Origin of the sequence: Isoptericola sp. BMS4 (genome assembly GCF_011634835.1) — a bacterium.
Classification (GTDB): Bacteria; Actinomycetota; Actinomycetes; order Actinomycetales; family Cellulomonadaceae; genus Isoptericola.
On the sequence record NZ_SIRP01000024.1, the window covers coordinates 1 to 21,923 of the forward strand.

The 21,923-nt window shown below is 73.2% G+C and carries 17 protein-coding genes and 1 pseudogene; 11 read left to right on the forward strand and 7 right to left on the reverse strand.

What is annotated here, in order from left to right; translation table 11 throughout:
- From EYB28_RS19725 to EYB28_RS19740, 4 genes are all read right to left on the reverse strand, one after another.
- Positions 1 to 789 (reverse strand): IS1249 family transposase (locus tag EYB28_RS19725; RefSeq protein WP_166852958.1); only part of this gene is annotated, 789 nt, incomplete at its 3' end.
- 260 nt (positions 790 to 1,049) lie between these two features.
- Positions 1,050 to 2,327: an RNA polymerase sigma factor gene (locus EYB28_RS19730; protein WP_166852960.1), complete on the reverse strand. Its 1,278-nt coding sequence runs from the start codon at positions 2,325 to 2,327 to the stop codon at positions 1,050 to 1,052.
- Positions 2,327 to 2,695, reverse strand: a complete 369-nt coding sequence (locus tag EYB28_RS19735; RefSeq protein ID WP_166852962.1) for a YciI family protein — start codon at positions 2,693 to 2,695, stop codon at positions 2,327 to 2,329. Before EYB28_RS19735 ends, EYB28_RS19730 begins: the two co-directional genes overlap by 1 nt.
- Before the next feature lie 31 nt (positions 2,696 to 2,726).
- Positions 2,727 to 3,392 (reverse strand): DUF998 domain-containing protein, encoded by a 666-nt coding sequence (locus EYB28_RS19740; RefSeq protein ID WP_166852964.1) that lies wholly within the window; start codon positions 3,390 to 3,392, stop codon positions 2,727 to 2,729.
- A gap of 203 nt (positions 3,393 to 3,595) precedes the next feature.
- On the opposite strand from EYB28_RS19740, the gene EYB28_RS19745 reads away from it, so the two are divergent.
- Complete coding sequence (locus tag EYB28_RS19745) at positions 3,596 to 4,063, forward strand: hypothetical protein (RefSeq protein WP_240930786.1); 468 nt, start codon at positions 3,596 to 3,598, stop codon at positions 4,061 to 4,063.
- Between the two features lie 80 nt (positions 4,064 to 4,143).
- On the opposite strand, the gene EYB28_RS19750 is transcribed toward EYB28_RS19745, so the two are convergent.
- The gene (locus EYB28_RS19750) at positions 4,144 to 6,063 is read right to left on the reverse strand and encodes a metallophosphoesterase (protein ID WP_240930787.1); all 1,920 of its coding nucleotides are present in this window, start codon (positions 6,061 to 6,063) and stop codon (positions 4,144 to 4,146) included.
- Positions 6,064 to 6,179: 116 nt separating this feature from the next.
- Positions 6,180 to 7,091: a M15 family metallopeptidase gene (locus tag EYB28_RS20195; RefSeq protein ID WP_205711075.1), complete on the reverse strand. Its 912-nt coding sequence runs from the start codon at positions 7,089 to 7,091 to the stop codon at positions 6,180 to 6,182.
- Positions 7,092 to 7,376: 285 nt separating this feature from the next.
- Between EYB28_RS20195 and EYB28_RS19760 the strand changes: the two genes are divergently transcribed.
- The 7 genes from EYB28_RS19760 to EYB28_RS19790 all read left to right on the forward strand — a co-directional run bounded on the left by EYB28_RS19760 (position 7,377) and on the right by EYB28_RS19790 (position 14,266).
- Complete coding sequence (locus tag EYB28_RS19760; protein ID WP_240930788.1) at positions 7,377 to 8,624, forward strand: MFS transporter; 1,248 nt, start codon at positions 7,377 to 7,379, stop codon at positions 8,622 to 8,624.
- A gap of 80 nt (positions 8,625 to 8,704) precedes the next feature.
- Positions 8,705 to 9,952 (forward strand): aspartate aminotransferase family protein, encoded by a 1,248-nt coding sequence (locus tag EYB28_RS19765; protein ID WP_166852966.1) that lies wholly within the window; start codon positions 8,705 to 8,707, stop codon positions 9,950 to 9,952.
- 87 nt (positions 9,953 to 10,039) lie between these two features.
- Positions 10,040 to 11,266 (forward strand): ectoine hydrolase, encoded by a 1,227-nt coding sequence (doeA, locus tag EYB28_RS19770; protein ID WP_166852968.1) that lies wholly within the window; start codon positions 10,040 to 10,042, stop codon positions 11,264 to 11,266.
- A 92-nt stretch (positions 11,267 to 11,358) separates the two neighbouring features.
- Positions 11,359 to 12,741: an aldehyde dehydrogenase family protein gene (locus EYB28_RS19775; protein WP_166852970.1), complete on the forward strand. Its 1,383-nt coding sequence runs from the start codon at positions 11,359 to 11,361 to the stop codon at positions 12,739 to 12,741.
- 81 nt (positions 12,742 to 12,822) lie between these two features.
- Positions 12,823 to 13,158, forward strand: a complete 336-nt coding sequence (locus EYB28_RS19780; protein ID WP_166852972.1) for a helix-turn-helix transcriptional regulator — start codon at positions 12,823 to 12,825, stop codon at positions 13,156 to 13,158.
- Positions 13,155 to 13,646 carry an SRPBCC domain-containing protein gene (locus EYB28_RS19785; RefSeq protein WP_166852975.1) on the forward strand — a complete coding sequence of 164 codons (492 nt, stop codon included), beginning with the start codon at positions 13,155 to 13,157 and terminating at the stop codon, positions 13,644 to 13,646. Before EYB28_RS19780 ends, EYB28_RS19785 begins: the two co-directional genes overlap by 4 nt.
- Positions 13,643 to 14,266, forward strand: a complete 624-nt coding sequence (locus tag EYB28_RS19790; RefSeq protein WP_166852978.1) for a dihydrofolate reductase family protein — start codon at positions 13,643 to 13,645, stop codon at positions 14,264 to 14,266. Before EYB28_RS19785 ends, EYB28_RS19790 begins: the two co-directional genes overlap by 4 nt.
- A 59-nt stretch (positions 14,267 to 14,325) precedes the next feature.
- Here EYB28_RS19790 and EYB28_RS19795 read toward each other — a convergent pair whose 3' ends face one another.
- The gene (locus EYB28_RS19795) at positions 14,326 to 15,321 is read right to left on the reverse strand and encodes a LacI family DNA-binding transcriptional regulator (protein WP_240930790.1); all 996 of its coding nucleotides are present in this window, start codon (positions 15,319 to 15,321) and stop codon (positions 14,326 to 14,328) included.
- 177 nt (positions 15,322 to 15,498) lie between these two features.
- Between EYB28_RS19795 and EYB28_RS19800 the strand changes: the two genes are divergently transcribed.
- The 3 genes and pseudogenes from EYB28_RS19800 to EYB28_RS19810 all read left to right on the forward strand — a co-directional run.
- Positions 15,499 to 17,322 carry a beta-galactosidase gene (locus EYB28_RS19800; RefSeq protein WP_166852981.1) on the forward strand — a complete coding sequence of 608 codons (1,824 nt, stop codon included), beginning with the start codon at positions 15,499 to 15,501 and terminating at the stop codon, positions 17,320 to 17,322.
- A gap of 85 nt (positions 17,323 to 17,407) precedes the next feature.
- Positions 17,408 to 21,412: an endo-alpha-N-acetylgalactosaminidase family protein gene (locus tag EYB28_RS19805; RefSeq protein WP_166852984.1), complete on the forward strand. Its 4,005-nt coding sequence runs from the start codon at positions 17,408 to 17,410 to the stop codon at positions 21,410 to 21,412.
- Between the two features lie 168 nt (positions 21,413 to 21,580).
- A pseudogene (locus tag EYB28_RS19810) lies at positions 21,581 to 21,923 on the forward strand (hypothetical protein); the annotation flags it as partial.

Here is a 21,923-nt window from a genome sequence, read left to right on the forward strand (position 1 = left end):
CTTGCGGAGCCGGTCATGGGTCCACCACCAGGTCGCGTTCGCGCGCGCCCAGGATGGTCGGGCTCCGGCCTGACGCAGGTAGGTCTTGGCGTTGATGAGGTCGCTGTAGACCTGGTGCCACTCGTGCAGACGCACCTCCCACGCCGTCGCCTGTTCGCGGGTTCTGATCCTTGTCAGGGCCAGGGAGATGGCTCGCAGGGCACGGCCGGCATCGGTGCGTGGCCGCATGGTCAGCTCGCGGCGGACGTTGCGTTGCACGTGGACCAGGCACCGTTGGACGGGCGTGTCCGGCCAGCATGTCTTGAGCGCGGTGGCCAGGCCCGAGCCTCCGTCCGTGACGACCACACGCGGGGCGGGGATGCGTTCGAGGAGCGCGACCCACGCGGCGCTCTTCTCGGTATCGCACCACTGCCAGCCGATCACGGTGCCCGTCATGGCGTCGATCGCGAGGAGCAGGCACCACCCACCCGTGAGGTAGGTGCCATCGACCTGGACCTCGTCGTAGACCTCCCCGGTGATCGGGACATGTGGGTCGACGTTCCAGCACCACGCGTGCCGGCGGCGAAAGGAGCGTGCAGAGGGCCCGACGTCGTGCTGGGTCGTGTTGCCCATCAGCCAGGCGACGAACGCATCGAGGTGCGCCGCCCGCGTCCGGTCTGGGCGGCGCCGCACGCTCGATGACCCGCACTCCTTGCAGATCCACCGCTGCGTCCCGGCCGCCGTCCTACCGTTCTTGACCAGCCTCGACGCACATACACCGCATCTGCCCGTGTTTCCAGTACCCGTCACGGTTAAGGGTCCCGGAGCATGACCACACCCTGACAGCCGCTAGATCAAGCCCCTGCGAGCCGATCCCATCCACACGTTTTGGCCGCTAACCCCGACGTGCGGTCCGTGCCGGTGGCCGGGGTCCGCAAGCCTCGCGCGCGGAGAGGAGGCTGCCGGTCCCCAACGCTTCGCGCCCGGCGCGCCGTCGTCGGCGTGCGCGACCCCGGCGATGACTCCGAGCACCGGCTCGCGGACTCGCCGCGGCGGCTCGCCTGCTGCGGCTACGGTGTCGGGCCTGGTGCCGGCCGGTGCACGCGTCGGTGGAGGTAGCGTCGTTCGGTCGCGTTCTCGGTGAGGTCGGCAGCGGCGCGGTACTCGTCGTCGGCGCGGTCGTGCTCACCGAGCCGGTCGAGGAGGTGGGCGCGGACGGCGTGTGCGCGCTGGGCGACGAGCGGGTCGTCGGTGAGCCGGTGCTCGCGGTCGAGCTGGTCGAGCAGGGCGAGGCCGCGGCGGGGGCCGAAGGCCTGGGCGACGGCGACGACCCGGGAGAGACGGATCGGTGCGGTGGGTTCGAGACGCTCGAGCCAGAGATACAGTGCCGCGATCTGCGGCCAGTCGGTGTCCCGCCAGGACTGCGCTTGGGCGTGGGTGGACGCGATCGCCGCCTGCAGCTGGTAGGGGCCGACGAGCTCCAGCCGCCAGACACCGTCGATGAGCCGCCGCCCCTCGGCGATCATCTCCCGGTCCCAGCGGGATCGGTCCTGCTCGGCCAGGACGACGAGCCCGTCGCGCGGGTCGGCGCGGGCGTCCCGGCGTGCGTCGGTCAGCAGCATGAGCGCCAGGAGCCCGGCGACCTCGGCCTCGTCGGGGAGGAGCGTGTGGAGCATCCGGGTGAGCCGGACGGCTTCGGCGGTGAGGTCGACGCGGGTGAGACGGTCGCCGGCGGTGGCGGTGTAGCCCTCGTTGAAGATCAGGTACAGCACCCGCATCGCGACCACGACGCGACCGGCCAGGTCGTCGTCGTCGACGATGTGGAAGCGAGCGCCGGACCTTCTCAGGGTCTGCTTGGCGCGGCTGATGCGGGTGCCCATCGTCGTCTCGGTCGCGCCGTAGGCGCGCGCGATCTCCGTGGTGCTGAGACCGCCGACCGCGCGCAGCGTCAGGGCGACCTGGGACGCCTCGCTGAGGGAAGGATGGCAGCAGAGCAGCAGCACGTGCAGGCTGTCGTCATGGTCGACGACGGCCGGTGCGGGCTGGGTCGGGTGGACGAGCACGGGATCGGCGTGGGCGGCGTCCTCCTCACGGCGACGGGACGCCTGCTCGGAGCGGATCAGGTCGATCATCTTCCGGTAGCCGACGCGGATGAGCCAGCTGCGCGGCTCGTCCGGCACCCCCTCGTCGGGCCAGCGCCGGACGGCGACGAGCAGTGCCTCCTGCACGGCGTCCTCAGCGAGCTCGAAGCGGCCGAACCGTCGCACCAGCGCGCCGAGCACGTGCGGCGCCTGGTCGCGCAGCACGTGCTCGACACGCCGGGGCGCGCTGTGTGCGGATTCCGGCATCAGGCGAAGTCGTCGCCCATGATCGGCCGGATCTCGAAGGGCTCGCCGAGCACCTCGACGATGCGGGCGGTGATGTCGCGGGCGCGCTCGAGACTGGCGACGTCGATGATCGCGAAGCTTGCGAGCACCTCTTTCAGCTCGGCGAACGGGCCGTCGGTCGCGGTGACGCCGGCGTCGGTCTTGCGGACGGTGGTGGAGACCGCCGGGTGGCCGAGTCCCTCGCTGAGGACGAACTCGCCGGTCTCGCGCAGCTCGGCCTCGAACTTCTGATACGCCGCGAACGCGTCCATCGCCTCCTGGCTCGGTACGTCGGCCGTGGTGGCATCCCACGCCTCGGCGGGCGTGTAGCTCAACAGCAGGTACTTCATGGTCGGCGCTCCTCAGCTGGTCGGCCGTGTTCTACGCTCGCGGCGGTCGCGCGGACCGACGCAGGACGAGTGCGTAGACGGTGACCCAGGTATAGGCGATCAGGCCGGTGACCGCGATCTGGACGCTCGACTCCGTGGGAGACGTCGGCAGCAGCAGCACGAGCGCGACCAGTCCGTTGCCGACCGCGGCCCACGCGTGACGCGCGCGGACGTGCCGCACCAGCAGGGTGAGGCAGGCTGCCGCGAGCGCGACGAACGACACAGCCGCGGCGGCGGTGTGCACGACCGAGTGCCACGACATCTCCACGACGCCTGGGGGAGCGCCCTCGGGGAAGCCGCGCTGCGGGTCCATGGTGAACAGGCCCGCGACGACGAACCCCGCGCCGAAGACCGTGAGGAAGACCGGTACCAGGCGCCGGCCGACGCCCTGGGTGACGAGTCGGCGATGCGCGACGGCGAGGGCGATCACGCCCAGGCCTGCCAGCACGAAGGTGGCCTGCTGGATCCCGCCGGACGCGCCGGTGGCGAGCTGGCTGAGCGGGTGGACGCGGAGGTCGAACCCGGGTCGCGCCAGCGCGTGGATCGCCGACGAGACGAAGAAGACAGGGCCGGCGAGTGCCGCGGCGGACAGCAGGGTCCGGGTGCGCGGTCGGGCGACCTGCCCTGCGGGACTCCCGGTGCGGGTGGCGGTGGTCATGATGTGCTCCGTGGCGGTCCGGTGCCGCCCCGAGCGGGCGACGTCACGGATACCTCGGAGCCGAGCAGCCCGCTTCGACATCCCCGCCGACAGGACTTTCGTCGAGCTCTCTCGGGCGATCGTGTCGAGAACCGCCCGCCGGCTCCGAGGTACCGGTGAGCGCGACCCGCACCGCGGTCGCACCGACAGACACGGAGCACATCGTGACCGAGACCACCAGCAACGACAGGGCCGAGGGTTACGGGCCGGACGCCACGGCCGAGCCCGGCGAACGCCTGCGCGCCCTCGACCGGCTCGTCGGCACCTGGACCGTCACCGGCGGTGCCACCGGCACCGTCCGCTACGAGCGGGCGCTCGGCGGATTCTTCCTGATCCAGCACGTGAACCTCGAGCAGTACGGCCAGACCGTGACCGGGTTCGAGGTGATCGGACATCTTCACCCCTTCGGAGAGCCGGTCAGCGAGGAGATCGCGTCCCGGTTCTACGACGCGCAGGGCAACACCTTCGACTACGTCTACGAGCTCGACGACGACACCCTCACCATCTGGGCGGGCGCCGCGGGGAGCCCCGCCTACTTCCGCGGCACCTTCACCGACGGTGGCACCGTCATGACCGGAGAATGGGTCTACCCCGGAGGCGGTGGCTACCCCAGCACGATGACCCGCCGGTAGCCGTCCCGCCTCGTCGCGGACGTCGCCCGTGCGGAGAAGGGCCCAGGACGAACCTGGGCCCTTCTCCACCGGCCGGTCGATCAGCTCCGGTGCGCGTTCCCCCGGCACGAGCCGTCGGCCACCACCTCGCCGTCGGCGGTCAGCTCCAGCGTCACGACGTCGTCGTAGACGCGCCGCTCGGTGCCGGTGACGGTGTAGTCGTCGTCCATCTGCGGGAAGAGGTAGACCGGTGTCAGCGTCAGCTCGGACCCGCACCGGGTGCGCTGCAGGTCCATCTGCAGGTGGCCGTAGTGCAGGCCGCCGTCGACCAGTCGCGGGTTCCCGTCCGCGTCGTCCTCCCACAGCTCGGGCTCGTCCACGGCCGCCGACCACGCGGAGTGGGTGTTGAACCGGATGGGCGCGTAGGTGTCGCCGGAGGTCTCGTACAGCTGCTCGCCGCGCAGGCCGTCCGCGGCGACGCCCACGTCGTAGACCTGGATGCCCACGCCGTCGCCGTCCGAGTCGACGAAGGACCGCTCGAACATCTCGTCGTGCCCGCTGATCACCGCGGCCACGCCGTACTCCTCGAGCATCGGGGTCCAGGCGCGCATCGCGACGCCGGACTGGTTGTCGGCGAACTCGTGGTTGGGCGGGGTGCCGTGCACGCCGCTGGAGTAGGCGGCGTGGTGGAACTGCACGAGGATCACCTGGCCCTGGGCCCGGGCGTCGGCAAGCTGGGCCTCGGCCCACTCCCACTGCGCGCTGCCCTCGCCGAGGTCCTGCAGGTCGGACTCGCCGGCGTCGGTGCCGAACACGTCCGCGAAGGCGCTGCCGTACTCGTCGGCCGTGAACGACCCCTGGGTGTCGGTGGACATCCGCTCCGGGGTGAGGTTCGTGTCGTCGCCGGAGAACGGCTCGCCCGAGAGCGTGCCGGTGGCGGTGTTCTCGTCCGGCAGCCCGTTGGTGGAGTCGAGCGTGAGGATCGTGACCGGGCCGTGGTCGAGACGGTAGTAGGAGTCTCGCGCCTGCGGGTTCGCCGGGTCACCCGGGGTGACCATGTAGTCGAGGTAGCGGTTGCGGGAGACCACGACCGGGGTGCGGTCCTCCGGCGAGCCGTACCCGCCGCTGAGGGCGGCGTACGTCTCCCAGTTGCCGATCGCGGTCACGAGCGGGACGTTCGAGGCGAAGTCGCTGGACTCGCCGGCGAAGTGCCGCCAGAACTCGTCCCACGCGGGCTGGTAGCCGGAGCCCTGCGTGAGGTCGCCGGCGACCAGCATGAGGTCCGGGTCCTGCTCGGCGATGGTGGCGATGTTCGCGTCGAGCGCGTCGGCCTGGGTCATGGGATAGCGCACCAGCTCCTCGCCGTAGCGCACCGCCGTTCCGTGGCGGTCGGCCCACGCGGAGTCCGGGCCGGGCCGGTCGGCCGACCCGTTCGCCAGGCCGGCCCAAGCCGTCTCCCACTCACGGTTCTCGACCCGGCCGGCGGGCTCGGTCTCCGTGTCGGAGAAGGCCACCATCCGTACGTGGTCCCACCGGTCGGCGTCGGGGGCGGTGGTGAACGTCGCGGCGTGCTCCACGCCGTCCTGGGCGACGGTGTAGCGGTAGGTCTTGCCGGCCTTCAGGCCGTCGACGCGGACCACGTGCTGGTAGTTGGCGTCGGAGTGGAGCCAGGACCCCGGGTCCAGCCCGTCGATGCTCTCGGCGAGCTCGGCGTCGGAGTACTCCATGAGGTCCAGGTACCGCGGGTCGCTGGTGAGGGTCCGGCGCCCGACGCCGGGACCGTGGACGGTGACCGTGCCGGGGGTGTCGAGCTCGCTGACCCACACGAGCGTCATGGCTTCCGACGATGGCGCCTGCAGGTACGGCAGCACGCGGAATCCCGGCTGGGGCGCGACGGGTGACCCGGCCGAGGCCGGCGTCGTCGTCGGCAGCGTCCCTCCGGGTGGCGCGCCGACCGCCGGCGCGGTCAGGGCGGTGGTGGCGGTCAGGGCGAGCAGGATCGGGGCGATTCGTCGGCGCACAGCAGCTCCTTCGGGTGACGTGCTCGTCGTCGAGGCACGACGTGACCCCATCATGGCCGGACGCTGCGGCGCAGGTGAGCACCCCCTGGACGGCGAGCCCCTCGCGTCCGCCGGGGTCAGTACCCGGTCTTCGCGGCCACCGCCGCGGTGTACTCCCAGTGCCACGGCTCGTACTTCGAGCCGCCGGGGCGTGCCCAGTCCGGGTTGTCCCAGCCGTAGGCGGGGGCGTTGGCGGCGAGCCAGTCCCAGCGGTCACCGGCGTAGGAGTCGGCGCAGATGTCCACGGCCAGGCCCCAGCCGTGGTTGGAGGTGCCGGGTGGCGCCGCGAGGGTGCCCTTCTCGGCGCGGACGGCGAGCTGCTGGGCGTAGCTGCGGTACCCGTCGGTGAGGCACATGGACTCGCCGAACGTGGCCCTGTACGCCTCGTTGAGCCGCGCCAGGGCCACGGCGGCGTCGGCGCGGATCGCGGGGTAGCCGTCCCACAGGTCGCACAGCTCGCTGTCCGGGACGTACCCGTTGGAGCCGGTGCCGCTGGCCTCTCCGTCGCAGCCCGGCAGGACGGGAGGCTCCGGCGCGGCCGCGATCTGCGCCGTGGTCGCGTCGCCACCCGACATCGTGACGTCGCGGGGCACGACGAGGCCGGTCGCCGCCCGGCCGGACCGGGGTGCCTTCGCGGCCGCGGGCGCCGAGCGCTCGCCGGCGCGCGACGCCGCCCCCTCGCGGTCGACCGCGGCCGCGGCGGCCCCGGCGGCGGACGCCGTGGCGCCCGCGTCCTCGGTGCGGTGCGGGTCCAGGGCTCCCGGCGAGGCGACGGTGAAGGACGTCGTGGTCGCGACGGTGACGGCCAGGCCCACGCCGACGCTCAGCGGCCAGCTGCGGGGAGCGAGCGCGGCGAGCGGCGACGGGCGTCGCGCCCTGCCGGCGGAGTGGCGGCCCCGGGCCTGCCGGCTCTCCGGGCGGGCCCGCGTGGCGCCGGTCGTGGCGGAGATGGGGTCCGCGGGGGTGCTCCGGTGGCGCGCGTGCTTCAACGCTCGCCCCCGTGCTCGCCCCGGGGTGATGGTGCCGAGGGCTGCGCGGCGGGCGGGGTCGTCGGGCGAGGGACGCGGGAGCGTCCTCGATCCGTCGTCGGCATGAGCATCTCCTGGCGCCTGCGCGGTGAGCCGTCGGGTCCGGCCCGAGGTCGTCGAGCCGGGCAGCAACGTATCCCATCTGTCAGCGAAAGTCACGAAATGGTCACGGAGGCGTGTCCGGGGCGGTGCGGACGGTTCCGGACGGCTCCGCCGCGTCCCGGGCGCCTGCGGTAGGAAGGGGACGTGCCGTCCGACCCACCTCCGCTCTTCCCTCTGCGCAGCGTCGTCCTCGGGGCGTTCGTCCCCACCCTCCTGCTGGAGATCGGCATCGGGGCGATGCTCCCGGTGGTGGCGGTCACCGCGACGGGCCGCGGCGCGAGCCTCACCGTCGCGGGTCTCGTGACGGCGCTCCTGCCGCTCGGCAAGATCGCGTTCGACCTGCCCGCCGGCGCGCTCGCCCAGCGGGCGGGCGACCGGGTGGCGATGCTCGTCGCGGGCGGCGCCGCGGTCCTGGCGTTCACGACGGTCGCCCTGTCGTCGGCCCTGTGGGGGCTGGCGGCGGGCGTCCTCGTGCTCGGCGCGGCCAACGCGGTCTTCGGCCTCGCGCGGCAGTCCTACCTCACCGAGATCACGCCGCCCCTGCGGCGGGCGCGGGTCCTGTCGACGCTCGCCGGCGTGCATCGCATCGGCCTGTTCCTGGGGCCGTTCGCGGGCGCGGGCGTCATCGCGGCGACGTCGCTGCACGGCGCGTTCTGGCTCGGGACGGGTGCCGCGCTGGCCGCGGTCCTGGTGCTCGCGCTGGTCCGCCCGGAGCCGGAGGCCGGCAGCGCCCGGCCGCCGCGGGACGCGGGCCGGGCCGCGAACGTCTCCGTGGTGGCCGTGGCGCGCGCGCACCGCCGCCTCTTCGCGACGCTCGGCGTGGCGATCCTGCTCGTGAGCGCCGTGCGCGGGGCCCGGCAGACCGTCATCCCGCTGTGGGGCGAGCACCTGGGCTTCGACGCCGAGGTGACGTCGCTGATCTTCGGGCTCTCCGGCGCCCTCGACATGCTGCTCTTCTACCCGGCCGGCAAGGTCATGGACCGGTTCGGCCGGCTCTGGGTGGCGGTGCCCTCCATGCTCACGATGGCGGGCGGGCTCGCGCTGCTGCCCGTCGCGCACACGGCCGCGGGGGTCGCCGTCGTCGCGGCGGTGCTCGGCGTGGGCAACGGGATGGGGTCGGGCATCGCCATGACCCTGGGCGCCGACGTCGCACCGGCCGAGACCCGCCCGACGTTCCTCAGCGTGTGGCGGCTGTTCCAGGACACCGGCGACGCGGTGGGGCCGCTCGTGCTGTCGGCCGGTGCGGCGCTGGGCTCGCTGGCCGCCGGCGTGTGGGTCGCGGCCTCGCTCGGGGTGGCCTCGGCGGCCGCCCTCGGACGGTGGGTGCCCCGGTACTCGCCCCTCGCGAATCTCGTGCGTCGCCGGCGCGGACGTCCGCGCCGGACGGATTGACACGAAGAATTCACACGAACTCGGTGCGACTCGTCGGCGTATCTCTTGACACCCCCTGTGTCGAAACGTACAGATGGCTCATGGAGGCGTTCGAGAAGTGGGAATCCGAGATCCGCGGCTACAGCAGGACGTATCCGACGGTGTTCGCGTCGGCGTCGAACGCCCGTCAGGTCGACGAGGACGGGCGTAGCTACGTCGACTTCTTCGCCGGCGCGGGCGTGCTGAACTTCGGGCACAACAACCCGCGCATGAAACGCGCGATGATCGACTTCCTCGAGGCCGACGGCGTCGCGCACAGCCTCGACACGGCGACCACGACCAAGCGCGACTTCATCGAGAAGTTCGCTGACACCGTGCTCGAGCCGCGTGGCATGACCATGAAGATGCAGTTCATGGGGCCGACGGGCACGAACGCCGTCGAGGCGGCGCTGAAGCTGGCCCGGCGTGTCACCGGCCGGCGCGAGGTCGTGGCGTTCACGAACGGTTTCCACGGGATGACGCTGGGCTCGCTCGCCCTCACCGGGAACGCGTACTTCCGCGGGGCCGCGGGCGTGCCGCTGGAGAACGTCGTCCGCCTGCCGTTCGAGACGGCGCCCGGCGGCGGGCTCGGCGCGCTGGAGACCTACCGGGCCCAGCTCGCCGACGCGTCGAGCGGGCTCACGCCCCCGGCGGCGTTCGTCGTCGAGACGATCCAGGCCGAGGGCGGCGTCCACGTGGCGAGCCCGGAGTGGCTCCGGGCCGTCCAGCGGCTGGCGCAGGACGTCGGCGCCCTGTTCGTCATCGACGACATCCAGGTGGGGTGCGGGCGCACCGGCAGCTACTTCAGCTTCGACGGCATGGGCCTGGACCCCGACATCATCTGCCTGGCCAAGGGCCTCGGCGGGTACGGCACCCCGCTCGCGATGAACCTGTCCAAGCCCGAGCACGACGCGCGCTGGTCGCCGGGAGAGCACACCGGCACCTTCCGCGGCCAGGGGCTGTCGTTCGTCGCCGGGCGTGAGGCCCTGGCCTACTTCGACGACGACGAGCTCATGGGGCAGGTGCACACCCGGGGCGAGCGGATGGCCGGCGCGCTGGACGACCTGGCGCGGGAGCTGGCTCCGCGCGGGTTCGAGGTGCGCGGCCGGGGCATGATCCAGGCGCTCGACGTGGGCGACGGCGCGCTCGCCAAGGCGGTCGTCGCCGACTGCTTCGCCCGTGGGCTGCTGATCGGCGCGTGCGGGACCGGGGGCCGGGTGCTCAAGCTCATCCCGCCCCTGACGATCCCCGACGACGACCTGGCCGAGGGGCTCGAGATCCTCGCCGGGGCCGTCCGAAGGGCGGTGTGACCGGACGAGCGGGACCGGGCAGCAGGTGCCATGACCGAGCAGGTGGTGTGACAGGAACACAGGACGACACGTCCGAGAGGGGGAGTCATGAGACGGCGCGACGACATGACCTTTGCGTTCGAGGAGTACGAGAGGCGGCTGGGTGACCTGCGCCGTCGGATGGCCGACCGGTTGCTGGACGCGGTGGTGATCACCGATCCCGAGAACCTCATGTACCTGACCGACTACCAGACGACCGGCTACTCGTTCTTCCAGGCGCTCGTGGTGCCGCTGGACGACGAGCCCTTCATGATCACCCGCCGCATGGAGGAGTCGAACGTCCACGCCCGCACGTGGCTCGAGCTCACCCGCCCGTACCCCGACACCGGCGACGCGATCCAGAGCCTCGTGCAGTCCCTGCGCGAGTTCGGCCTGCACACCAAGGACGTCGGGTACGAGCGCAACAGCTACTTCTTCCCCGCCTACCACCAGGACTACATCCACGCGGCCTTCACCGAGGGGCGCCTGCTGGACTGCTTCGGCATCGTCGAGGAGGGGCGCATCTGCAAGTCCGAGGCGGAGATCGAGGTCATGCGGCGCGCCGCCCGCGCGACCGAGGCGGGCATGCGCGCCGGGATCGAGGCCTGCTCGGCCGGCGTCACGGAGAACGACATCGCGGCCGAGATCTCGGCCGCGATGTTCCGTGCCGGCGGCGAGGCCCCGGCCGTGATGCCGTACGTCACCTCCGGGCCCCGCACGATGATCGGGCACGCCACGTGGGAGGGCCGCACGGTGCAGCCCGGCGAGCACGTGTTCCTCGAGGTCGGCGGCTGCTTCCGGCGCTACCACACGGCGATGATGCGCACGGTGGTGCTCGACGAGCTCTCACCGTCGATGCTGGTCGCCCAGGAGCGGATGAAGCTGGCGCTCGCGGAGGTCGAGTCGGCCATCCGACCCGGGATGACGGTGTCGGACGCCGACAACATCGTGCGCAGCATCATCACGGACAACGGGGTGGGCGCCCACCTCATCACCCGCTCCGGGTACTCGATCGGGATCGCGTTCCCGCCGGCGTGGGACGAGGGGTACATCGCGAGCCTCAACCAGGGCGACTCCCGCATCCTGCGCGAGGGCATGACGTTCCACATCCTGCCGTGGATGTGGGGCGTGGACGGGGACAAGACCGTCGGCATCTCCGACACCGTCCGCGTGACCGCCCGCGGGTGCGAGTCGTTCTTCACGCTCGACAAGGACTTCACGTGCAAGCCCGAGCACGCCACGCCCGTCGTGCTCGACGCCGACGCGCCCACGCCGATCCGCGACGGCGTCGCGTGAGCGCCCCGACCTCGCTCGGGCGGGCGGGGCAGGACACCCAGGCAGGTACCACACCGAGCACCACGCAGAGCACCACACCGAGGGAGGCGCACATGCTCACCGTGACGGACCCCAGCACCGGCACCGTCGTCCGCCAGGAGCCGGCCGCCGACCCGGCGCGGGTCGACGGCGTCCTCGCCGCGGCGGCGGACGCGTGGCCGGCGTGGCGCGACCGGAAGCTCTCCGAGCGTGCGGAGGTCCTGCGCGCCGTCGCCGCCGACCTGCGCGCCCGCGTCGAGGAGCTGGCGCCGCTGATGACCGTCGAGATGGGCAAGCCGATCACGGAGGCCCGCGGCGAGGTCGCCAAGGCGGCCTGGTGCTTCGAGCACTACGCCGACCACGGGGCGGAGTACCTCGCGGACCAGGTGATCGGCTCGGACGCGACGCGCAGCTATGTGCAGCACCTGCCGATCGGGACGGTCCTGGGCATCCTGCCGTGGAACGCGCCGTTCTGGCTCGCCGCCCGGTTCGCCGCCCCCGCCCTGATGGCGGGCAACACCTGCGTGATGAAGCACGACCCGCACGTCGTCGGCTGCGCCGAGGCGATCACCCAGGTCGTGGTCCGGGCGCTCGAGGCGGCGGGCGCGCCGGCGGGCGTCTTCGGCAACCTGCCCGTGGAGACGGAGGCCGTGGAGGGCGTCATCCGGGACCGCCGGGTGCACGCCGTGTCGTTCACCGGTTCGGCGCGCGGCGGCGCGGCCGTGGCCGGCGTGGCCGGCAGCGAGGTCAAGCGCACCGTGCTGGAGCTGGGCGGCTCGGACCCGTGCCTCGTGCTGGCCGACGCGGACCTGGAGGCCGCGGCCGAGACCATCACGCTGTCGCGGATCATCAACGCCGGCCAGTCGTGCATCGCGGCCAAGCGGATCATCGTCGAGGCCCCGGTCTACGACGAGATGGTGGAGCGGCTGCGGTCGCGCCTGGCCGAGCTCGTGGTGGGCGACCCGCGCGAGGAGGGCACGGACGTGGGCCCCATCGCCCGTGCCGACCTGCGCGACGCCCTGCACCGGCAGGTGACGCAGACCGTGGACGCGGGGGCGCGGCTCCTGCTCGGGGGGACGGTGCCCGAGGGCCCGGGGTACTTCTACCCGGTGACGATGCTCGCCGACGTCACGGAGGACATGACGGCCGCGTGCGAGGAGACGTTCGGCCCCGTGATGGTGGTGATGCGGGCTCCCGACGCGGCCGAGGCGCTCGCGATGGCGAACCGCACCGAGTACGGGCTCGCGGCGAGCGTGTGGACGACGGCGGAGCGCGGCGAGGCGATGGCCGGCGAGATCGAGGCGGGCCAGGTGTCCGTGAACGGGATCGTCAAGACCGACCCGCGCCTGCCGAGCGGCGGGATCAAGCGCTCGGGGTACGGCCGCGAGCTCGGCCCGCACGGCATCCGGGAGTTCGTCAACGCCCAGCAGGTGTGGGTGGGCCCGAAGCAGGGCTGACGCGGCGCCCGCAGCTCACGTCCGCTCACGGCCCCGGCGCACGAGTTGCGCCGGGGCCGTCGGATTCGGATACTTAGCCTTGTGGCTCACTATTCGCCGGCGTTGGACGCGGTGCTCGTCGCGCTCGCCGACCCCACGCGTCGGCAGGTGGTCCAGCGCCTCGGTCGCGGTCCGGCGAGCGTCGGAGAGCTGGCCCGGCCGTTCCCGATGGCCCTGCCGTCGTTCATGAAGCACGTGCGGGTCCTGGAGTCGAGCGGGCTGATCCGGACGGCGAAGTCCGGCCGGGTGCGCACCTGCACGCTCGACCGGGAACGGCTCGCGCTGGTCGACGACTGGCTCGCCGACCAGCGGCAGGTCTGGAGCGACCGTACCGACCGCCTCGAACGTCTCGTCACCGATCTGGAAGGCACCCCATGACGACCCCGGCCCTCGACCCCGCGTCGGACCTCACGCTGCGGCGGCTGATCCGCGCCCGCCGTCGCGACATCTGGCGTGCGTGGACCGACCCGGCGCTTCTCGAGCGATGGTGGGTCCCCGAGCCGATGCTGACGCGCGTCGACGTGCTCGACGTCCGCCCCGGAGGTGGGTTCGTCACCCGCATGAGCGAGGACGGCCGCAGGTACGTCCCGCACACCGACGGCATCTTCCTCCTGGTCGAGAAGGAGCGGCGCCTGGTGTTCTCCAACGCCATCAGCAGCGCCTGGCGCCCTGCCTCCCCGGAGCCCGTGGCGATGACCGCCGAGATCGTGCTCGACGACCACCCGGACGGCACCGACTACCGTGCGATCGTGCGGCACGGCGACGCGGCGGCCCGAGCCCGCCACGAGGAACTGGGCTTCTTCGAGGGGTGGGGGTCGGTCACCGCCGCGCTCGCCGAGGTCGCGGAGAGCGTGGCGGGGTCATGAGGATCGCGGTCACGCAGTTCGTCTCGCTCGACGGCGTCAGCCAGGGTCCGGGCTCTGTGGACGAGGACACCACCGACGGGTTCCGGCGGGGCGGCTGGTTCGTGCCCTACCTGGACGACGCGTTCGTGCGGCAGGCATCGGACTGGCTCGACCACGCCGACGGGCTCCTGCTCGGGCGCCGCACCTACGAGGCGTTCGCGCGGGACTGGCCGCAGATCGCCGAGCCCGACCCGTTCACCGTACGGATGAACACCCTCCCGAAGTACGTGGTGAGCAACACCCTGGCCGCCGGCACCTGGAGCCCGACGACCGTGCTGCGCGGCGACGCCGTCGCCGCGGTCGGGGAGCTGCGGGGACGTGCCGGTGGCGAGCTCCAGGTCCACGGCAGCTCTCGCCTCGCGTCGACCCTGCTGGCCGCGGGCCTGATCGACACGCTGAGGCTCGCCGTCGCCCCGGCCGTCGTCGGGCACGGCAGGCGGTTGCTCACGCATCCCGGGGCCGACGTCGGGCTCCGCCTCATCGAGCACCACGCCACCCCGTCGGGTCTCCTGGCGCTCGAGTACGAACCGACGGGCACTGCGCCTCGCGGCGAGTTCGACGGCGTGGTGCCCCTCGCCTGAGTGCTCGACGCCACGACGGCCGTCGGCGACGCTCGCGGCCCGCCGTCCCGGACCGATGGTCAGCCGGCGGAGGTCGAGCCGCGCACGACGAGCTCCGGGTGCACGACCTCGGGCTCGTGGACGGTCGCGGGGTCGTCCACGAGCGCGAGGACGTGCTCGACGGCGCGGCGGCCGATGTCGTGGAACGGCTGGCGCACGGTCGTCAGCGGCGGGGTGGCGTACGCGGCCAGCGCGATGTCGTCCATGCCGACGACGGACACGTCGTCGGGCACCCGGCGGCCGAGCTCGGCCAGGGCGCGCAGGACGCCGAACGCCATCTCGTCGCTGGCGACGAACGCCGCGTGGACGTCGGGCATCCGGCCCAGGATGGTGCCGTTGCGGTAGCCGGACTCCGGTGACCAGTCGCCGTACAGCACGGGCGGCACCTCGCGGCCGGCGCCGGTGAGCGCGGCCCGCCAGCCCGCCGTGCGCCCGATGGCGTCGTTCCAGGACTCCGGCCCGGCCACGTGCCAGACCGTGTCGTGGCCGAGCGCCAGCAGGTGCTCGGTCGCGAGCCGGCCGGCCTCGGCCTGGTCGACGGCCACGACCTCGGTGGCCGAGGAGCGCATGCCGTCGAGCACGACGGTGGGCAGGTCGCGGGTCAGGTGGCCGAGCGACGCCTCCTCGCGCACGGGGACGGCCATGAGCAGCCCGTCGACGCCCTGGTCGAGCAGTCGGCCGACCACCTCGGCGATCGCGTCCGTCGTCAGCGACGACGTCGTCGCGGTGGACACGTGGTAGCCCCCGGCGCGGGCAGCCGTCTGGATCCCCAGCAGGATCGCCGACGTCGAGTAGTGGTCGCTCTCGTGGGTGACGACGCCGATCGTGCGGCTGCGCCCGGTCACGAGCGCGCGCGCCAGCCGGTTGCGCCGGTAGCCGGTCCGCTCCACGGCGGCGAGCACCCGTGCGCGGGTCGCCTCGCCGACGTTCGGGTGGTCGGACAGCACCCGCGAGACGGTCTGCGCCGACACGCCCGCGACACGCGCCACGTCGCTCATCGACGACGCTCTGGTCACCGGCCACCTCCCTGGTCGTGGTCCCCTCGGCGGGTCGAGCGAGCCTGCCACGCCAGAGCCTACCGGCGACACCTGGTCACGATAACAACGAAAAGAATGCGAGTGGTCTCGCTTCCATGAGATCAAACGGTCGCCGGGTGTTGTTATGGATATCAACATGTGTCTAGAGTGTGCGACGTGACCACGACTCCCACGCTGACCACGCGGGGCACCGCCCTGCTGCGCCGCGGCGCCCCGCACCGCATCCTGTCCGGGTCGGTGCACTACTTCCGGGTGCACCCGGACCTGTGGCGCGACCGCCTGGCGCGGGTGCGCGCCATGGGGCTCAACACCGTGGACACCTACGTGCCGTGGAACTGGCACGAGCCCGAGCGAGGAGGCGCCGACTTCACCGGCGCCCGCGACCTCGAGGCCTTCGTGCGGCTCGTCGGCGACCTCGGCATGGACATGGTGATGCGTCCCGGCCCGTACATCTGCGCCGAGTGGGACAACGGTGGGCTCCCGGTGTGGCTCACCGCCCGCGCCGGGGCCGGCGGCCTCGCGCTGCGCACCGGCGACCCCGCGTTCACCGACGAGGTCGCGCGCTGGTTCGACGACCTCGTCCCGCGGCTCGCGGCCCTGCAGGCGAACCGCGGCGGGCCGATCGTCGCCGTGCAGGTGGAGAACGAGTACGGCAGCTACGGCGAGGACCACGACTACATGGCCTGGGTGGCGGGCGCCCTGCGGGACCGCGGGATCGACGAGCTCCTCTTCACCTCCGACGGGCCGACCGCCCTCATGCAGGACGGTGGCTCCCTGCCCGGCGTGCTCGCCGCCGCGACCTTCGGCTCCAAGCCCGGCCAGGCGCGCGACCTGCTCGCCGCCCGCCGCCCGGGCGGTGAGCCGTTCCTGTGCGCGGAGTTCTGGAACGGCTGGTTCGACCACTGGGGCGAGGCCCACCACACCCGTGACGCGCACGACGCGGCCCGCTCGGTGGGCGAGCTGCTCGAGATCGGTGGATCGGTCAGCCTGTACATGGCCCACGGTGGCACCAACACGGGGCTCACCGCCGGAGCCAACCACGACGGGTCGCGCCTGCAGCCCACCGTCACCAGCTACGACTCCGACGCGCCGGTGGCCGAGGACGGCACGGCGACGGCCAAGTTCTTCGCCCTGCGCGACGTCTTCGCCCCGTACCGGTCCGCGCACCTGCCCGGCGACGCGCTGGACGACGCCTGGATCGCCCCGCCCGAGCGGCTGCCCGCGCGCACGCTGGGGCCCGCGGCGACGCGCCCCCTGCTGCCCGCGCTGCGGGCGGTCGCCGGCCCGGGGGAGCGGGCGCCGCGTCCTCGCACGTTCGAACAGCTCGGCCTCGCCGCCGGCCTCGTCCTGTACCGCGCGACCACCAGGCTGCCCGTCGGCACATCGGTCGTGTCCGTGCTGGGCCTGCACGACCGTGCCACCGTGCAGGTCGACGGTGTCCCGGTCGGCGTCCTGGAGCGGGAGAGCGCGCACGAGGGGCTCGCCGTGACCGGGACCGGCGACGAGGTCGTGCTCGAGCTCGTCGTGGAGCACCTCGGCCGGGTCAACTACGGCCCGCGTCTCGGCGAGCACAAGGGCGTCGTCGGCGACGTCCTCGTGGACCGCCGGATCGTCCACGGCTGGCACAGCGCGCCGGTCCCGCTCGACCGGCTGGACCCCGACGCGCTGTGGGACGCGGGGGCGGACGCGGCGCCGGACGGCGCCGGGCTGCTGGCGCGGACCACGTTCCACGTCGACGAGCCGGCGGACACCTTCCTCGCCCTGCCGGGTTGGGCCAAGGGGTTCGCCTGGGTGAACGACGTGCTGCTGGGCCGCTACTGGGAGGTCGGCCCGCAGCGCACCCTGTACGTCCCCGCCCCGCTGCTGCGGTCGGGCGACAACACGGTGACGGTGCTCGAGCAGCACCGCGCCGGCACGGGTCTCGAGCTGCGCCCGGGCCCCGAGCTCGGCGAGGCCGAGGAGTACGTCGAGGAGTTCTGACCAGGACCGGCATCAGACCAGCAATCGACCAGCACGGACACCGTCGTCGGGCCGCAGCGGCCCGACCGATCGAAGGAGATCTCGCATGACACGACGACCTGTCCGCTCCCGCGCCTCCCGCGGCGCCGTGGCCCTGGCCACGACGCTCGCGGTCGGCTGCGCGGGACTCTCGGCGGCGACCGCCGCCACGGCGAGCCCACCGGCGCACCCCGGCGCGGCGTTCGGCCTCGACACGGCCACGGGGGCGAGCGACGGCGCCGCGACCCTGCGCTCCGACGCGCTCGAGGTACGCGTCGCGGCCGACTTCCCGCGCGTGCTGACCTACACCCGCGGCGGCGCGACGCTCACCGGCAGCACCCGCCCCGTGACCTCCGTGACGATCGACGACCAGGCGTACGCCGTCGAGGCCGAGCGCACGGCCGTGGACGCCGCCAGCGCGGAGTACCGGCTGACGTTCCCGGACCTGCCTGGCGTGCGCATCGACGCCCGCCTCGCGGTGGCGGGCCCCACCGTCAGGTTCGAGGTCACGGACATCGCGGACACCGACGAGCACCGCGTCGGCACCCTCGCGATCCCCGGCCACGACCTGCTGTCGGTCTCGTCGTCCGACGACGACGCCACCGTCGCGAGCGCCGTCCTCACCCCCGACCGCACCCGATCGGGCGACACGATCGAGCCCGTCACCGCGGACACCGAGCCGGACGCGGAGCCCGTCGGCTCCGCCTATGCGTTCGTGTCCGCGAACGGGCTCGCCGCCTCGATCGTCACCAACAGCGTCTACGACGAGGCGCAGGGGCGGGCGACGCGCGAGAGGAACCGGCTGCGGCGCCAGGCCACGGCGGCGGACGGCGAGGTGCGCGTGGGCCTGTGGTCCGGCGCGTGGACCTACCGGGCGGAGGGGTCGCCGACCACCGAGGAGCTGCCGTCCGCGACCGTCGTCGTCACGCCGGACGCCAACGGCGACGGCACGACCGACTGGCAGGACGGCGCGATCGCCTACCGCGACGTCGCGCCGAAGGCGCTCGGCGCCGACCAGGTGCCCGACCGCGTCGTCACGCACATCCCGTTCAACTTCGCCTCGCAGGCCACGCACCCGTTCCTGCGCACGCTCGACGACGTGAAGCGGATCTCGCTCGCGACCGACGGCCTGGGGCAGATGGCCGTGCTCAAGGGCTACGGCGCCGAGGGTCACGACTCCGCCCACCCGGACTACGGCGGCCACTACAACGAGCGCGCCGGCGGCCTGGAGGACATGCGCACCCTCATGTCCGAGGGTGGGGAGTGGAACGCCGACTTCGGCGTGCACATCAACGCCACCGAGTCCTACGCGGAGGCAGACGCCTTCTCGGAGGAGCTGGTGGACCCGGGCGCGGAGGGCTGGAACTGGCTCGGCCAGTCGTACTACATCGACCAGCGCCGCGACATCACGAGCGGCGATCTCGCGTCGCGCATCGGGCAGCTCGCCGACGAGACCGGCGGCGACCTCGACATGCTCTACGTCGACGTCTACTACAACTACGGCTGGCAGGCCCGGTCGCTCGCGGACATCGCCCGGGCGAACGACTTCGAGCTCGCGACGGAGTGGTCGGACAAGTTCGAGGCGGACTCGCTGTGGAGCCACTGGTCGGCGGACGAGAGCTACGGCGGGGCGTCCAACAAGGGGCTGAACTCGCAGATCGTGCGGTTCGTCCGCAACGCGGAGAAGGACACCTGGAACCCGCACCCGCTGCTCGGCAACGCGCAGATCGTGGAGTGGGAGGGGTGGACCGGCGAGGTCGACTGGAACGCGTTCTACGCCAACATCTGGACCACGAACCTGCCCACCAAGTTCCTGCAGCACCACGAGATCCAGCGCTGGGACGACGATGAGATCGCCTTCACCGACGGCGTGACGGCGCGCGGCACGTCGGCCGCGGACCGCGAGATCCTCGTCGGCGACGCGGTCGTCGCGCGCGGCGGCACGTACCTGCTGCCGTGGAGCGCCGCCGACGCTCCGGGCGCCGAGGACGACGTCGCACAGGGCGACAAGCTGTACCACTACAACCCCGACGGCGGGCCGACCACGTGGACGCTGCCCGGCGAGCTCGCCGGCGCGAACGAGCTCACGATGTACCGGCTCACCGACACGGGCCGCGAGAAGGTCGGCGTCGTGCCGGTCGACGGCGGCGAGGTGACCGTGGAGGCCGAGGCCGGGCAGCCGTACGTGCTGTACCCCGACGTGCCGGGCCATGCCCTGCGCACCCCCGACGCGAAGACCGTCGGCTGGGGCGCCGGCGCCCCGGTGACCAACCCCGGCTTCGACGCCGCAGGCCTGGGCGCCTACCGCACGAGCGGCGAGGTGACGCGCGAGCGGCTGGACAACGGCCAGCACGTGGCGCAGCTCGGTGCCGGCCCCGCGGAGGTCTCGCAGCGCCTGGACGAGCTGGAGCCCGGCACGTACGCGGCGAGCGCCTGGGTCGAGGTGCAGCCGGGTGCCTCCCGGCCGACCACGCTGGAGGTCTCGGGCCCGGGCAAGGCCGTCCGGGGCGCGTCGGTCGACCTGGAGCGGTCCACGGCCCGCAACCGCGTCGCGGCGGACGACAAGCACGGGCGGTACTACCAGCGGGTGCAGGTGGAGTTCGACGTCGTCGACACCACCCGGCCCACGCTCACCGTCCGCGCGGGTGAGGGCGACGCCGTCGTCCGGCTCGACGACCTGCGCGTGGTGCCGACCGAGCGGGCCGACGTGCCCGCCGACCTGCGCACCGAGGTGGACGGCGAACCTGCCGAGGTCGTCGCCTTCGAGGACTTCGAGTCCGTGCCGCAGGGCTGGGGTCCGTTCGTCAAGGGCGACGCGGGCGGCAGCAACGACCCGCGCACGCACCTGGCCGAGCGGCACGAGCCGTACACGCAGGGCGGCTGGAACGGCAAGCGGGTCGACGACGTGATCGACGGCAGCTGGTCGCTCAAGGCGCACGAGGAGAACCGCAGGCTGGTGTACCGCACGGTGCCGCACACGGTGGACCTGGAGCCGGGGCACCGTTACCGCGTCAGCTTCGACCACCAGTCGGGCCGTGACGGGAAGTACGCCTGGGTCACGGGCTTCGACTCCGTCGCGGGTGGCGAGCCGACGTCGGTCGAGACGGGCAGCACTCCGCTGGACGCGCAGCTCGACACCGCGCGGTTCAGCGAGGAGGTCGTCGCCGGCACCTGCGGCGACACCTGGGTGGGGCTGCGGTCGCTCACCGGCGGCGGTGACGAGGCCGACCTGATCCTCGACGACTTCCTGGTCGAGGACCTGGGCCCGGCGTCCTCGGTGCCGGCGTGCGCGTCGCTGGAGCTCGACGACGGCGGGGCGGCGCTCGAGCCGGGGCAGCCGAACACGGTCACGACGACCTTGGCGCTGCACGAGTCGGACACGGTGCGCGACGTCGCCGTGGCGCTGGACGTGCCGGAGGGCTGGGAGGCCGTCGCCACGGACGCCGCCGAGGCGGCGACGCTGGAGCCGGGCGACGAGCTGGTCACCACGTGGGAGGTCACCCCGGCCGGCGAGCTCACCACGGAGCCGTACGACCTCGCGGCCACGGCGTCGTACACGACGACGGCCGAGCCCGTGGGGGAGCGGTCGCTGGACCAGGCGGTCCAGGTGCACGTCGTCGTGCCGCCGCCGAGCGGCGAGAGCTGGGTCTCCGACCTGCCGTTCGTCTCCACCAGCAACGGCTGGGGCCCGGTGGAGCGGGACATGTCGAACGGGCCGCGGGGCGCGGGCGACGGCACGCCGCTGACGCTGCGGGGCACAGTCTACGACAAGGGCGTCGGCGCGCACGCGCCGTCGTCGGTGCGGCTGTTCCTCGGCGGGCGGTGCGAGACGTTCACCGCCACGGTCGGCGTGGACGACAGCCAGGGCACGCGGGGCTCGGTGGCGTTCGAGGTGCGCGGCGACGACGAGTCGCTGGCGACCACGCCCGTGCTGCGCGGCGGGGGCGCGACCGAGGACCTCGCGGTCGACGTCACCGGGGTGCGGTACCTGGACCTGGTGGCGACCACGGGCGGGGACAACAACGGCAACGACCACGCCGACTGGGCTGGCGCGTCGGTGACCTGCGGCTGACCGCCTGACGGTGCACCGCGAGCAGGAGCCGCCGGCCGGGGCCACCCGGCGCCGGCCGGCGGCGACCGCCGGAACCAAGCGTGAGCGAAACTGGCGCTCAGCGCCATCAGTAGATAGTTTTCAATCAACGAGGGCAGCTGTGCTCTCGACGGAGCGCGAAGGACATCGATGACGATGACGAGCAACCCCCGGCAGGGCCACGCCCCTGCCCCCAGCCGCCGGGCCGTGCTGCGCGCGGCGCTGTACACCTCGGCCGCCGTCCCGCTCGGCCTCACGCTGGCATCGTGCGCCACCGGGGGTGGCGACGGCGGGGACGACGGCGCGTCGTCCGGCCCCGGCGGTGAGGTGAGCGCCACCAACCCGTTCGGCATGGCGGAGAGCACGACGGTGGACGCCGTGATCTTCGACGGCGGGTACGGCGTGGACTACGTCGAGCGCGCCGGCGAGGCCCTCGCGGGCCTGCACGCGGGCTCGTCGGTGAAGGTGTCGCCGTCCACGCAGATCGCGACCG